We start from the raw sequence: 1,859 nt of genomic DNA, 5'->3' as shown, positions 1-1,859 counted from the left end.
AAAACCACTTTATTTTCAATGCTGGAGCGGTTCTATCAACCGGATCATGGTGTTATTAAACTGGGCAGTAAGCCTGTAACCACGTTCTCACTGCGTTCCTGGCGGAAGCTGATCGGGTACGTCTCCCAGGAAAGTCCGCTGCTCGCCGGCACGATTGCGGATAATCTAGGCTACGGGCTGGACCGGGAGGTTAGTGAGGCGGAAATGCGCCGCGCAGCGGAGATGGCTTATGCCGACAAGTTCATTGAGGAGCTGCCGGACGGATACCAGACCGATGTCGGCGAACGTGGCGTGAAGCTGTCCGGGGGTCAACGCCAGCGGATTGCCATTGCCCGGGCGCTGCTGCGTGATCCGCAGATTCTGATGCTGGATGAGGCGACCTCTAGCCTGGACAGCCAGTCCGAGGCAGTGGTACAGAAGGCCCTGTCGAATCTGATGAAAGGCCGGACGACGATTGTCATTGCCCACCGGCTGGCAACAGTTGTGAACGCGGATCAGATTGTTTTTATGGAAAAAGGCCGGATTACCGGCAGAGGCACTCATGAAGAACTGCTGCGCAGTCATGAGCTGTACCGTGAATTCGCGGCGCAGCAGCTGCAAATGAACACACCGGAGCCGGAGGGCGGCCAGGCAGAGGAGGTATCAGCTGATCATGCCCAAAATTCTGGTGGTAGACGACGATCCGCATATCCGCGAATTGGTGGAAGTCTTTCTGAGAGCTGAGGGAATCGACGAAGTATACAGTGCTTCTGATGGCGTGGAGGCAATGAGGCTGCTAGAGGATAAAAGTGCAGATTTGGCCATTATTGATGTAATGATGCCGAAGATGGACGGCTGGGAGCTGTGCCGCGAGCTGCGCAGACGTTATGATTTTCCGATTCTGATGCTGACGGCCAAAGGGGAGACTTCGCAGATCGTCAAAGGCTTTGAGCTGGGCACGGATGATTATCTGGTCAAGCCGTTTGAGCCGCTGGTGCTGATCGCCAGAGTAAGGGCGCTGCTGAAGCGGTATCAGATTTCCGCCGCGCAGAGCGTCATGGTCGGGCGGTTACGGATGAACCGCAAAACCTATGAGGTGTCTTCGGAGCTGGGCGAGCTCACCCTGCCGCTTAAGGAATTCGAACTGCTGTTTAAATTGGCCAGCTATCCCGGCCAGACGCTCACGCGCGACCGGCTGATCGAAGAAATCTGGGGTTATGATTTCGAGGGCAACGAACGGACGCTGGATGTGCATGTGGGGCGGCTGCGCGAGCGGTTTCCCCGGGAAACCTGCGGCTTCACCATCCGCACGCTCCGCGGGCTGGGCTACCGCCTGGAGGTGGACAAATAGATGAGGGATAGCAGAGCCGGGGAGATTTTAAGAGCGATTATGGGAATCCTCATGGTGCTCACAGGCTTCTATCTTTCCTGGAACGGCGGGTATTTCGGGCTGAGGCTGCTGGAGAAGCATTTTAACTGGTCCCTTACGCCGTATAAGTCCCAGCTGGTGACAATGGTGCTGCAGTTTCTCATTCTATTCCTGCTGGCCGGAACCGCAGCGCTGATCGGACGCCTGAGAGGGGATGAAAGAGCTTTTTATATCCCGATCATTACCGCGATGCGGCAAATCTCCAAGGGGAATTTCAAGGTAGAGCTGGAGAACAGCAGACGCTACGGGCAATTCGGCAGCATCGTGGAGGGGATTAATGAAATGGCCAGCGAACTGAGCCGGATGGAGATCATGCGCCAGGATTTCATCTCCAATGTCTCGCATGAGATCCAGTCACCGCTGACCTCCATCCGCGGCTTCGCCCGCGCGCTCCAGAACGAGGGGCTGAGTGCAGAGAACAGGCGGCATTATCTGGACATTATCGAAGCGG

3 protein-coding genes are annotated in these 1,859 nt (G+C 56.3%); all 3 read left to right on the top strand.

Annotated elements, in window-relative coordinates; translation table 11 throughout:
- Window positions 1-723 (top strand): ABC transporter ATP-binding protein (locus AQR02_RS34695; protein WP_245237646.1); only part of this gene is annotated, 723 nt, incomplete at its 5' end.
- Window positions 653-1,330, top strand: coding sequence for a response regulator transcription factor (locus AQR02_RS20625; protein WP_054942320.1), 678 nt, complete (start codon window positions 653-655; stop codon window positions 1,328-1,330). The genes AQR02_RS34695 and AQR02_RS20625, both read left to right, overlap by 71 nt.
- Window positions 1,331-1,859, top strand: a 529-nt coding sequence (locus AQR02_RS34690) for a histidine kinase dimerization/phospho-acceptor domain-containing protein (protein ID WP_280818649.1), incomplete at its 3' end; no start/stop codon positions are given.

Source organism: Paenibacillus ihuae (genome assembly GCF_001368795.1).
In the GTDB taxonomy this organism is placed as follows: Bacteria; Bacillota; Bacilli; order Paenibacillales; family Paenibacillaceae; genus Paenibacillus_AQ; species Paenibacillus_AQ ihuae.
This window is presented reverse-complemented; position numbering and strand designations above follow the sequence as displayed.

Bases quoted from the DNA above. Each gene is read 5' to 3' on its own strand.
- AQR02_RS20625 (WP_054942320.1), top strand. From the start codon at position 653: ATGCCCAAAATTCTGGTGGTAGACGACGATCCGCATATCCGCGAATTG.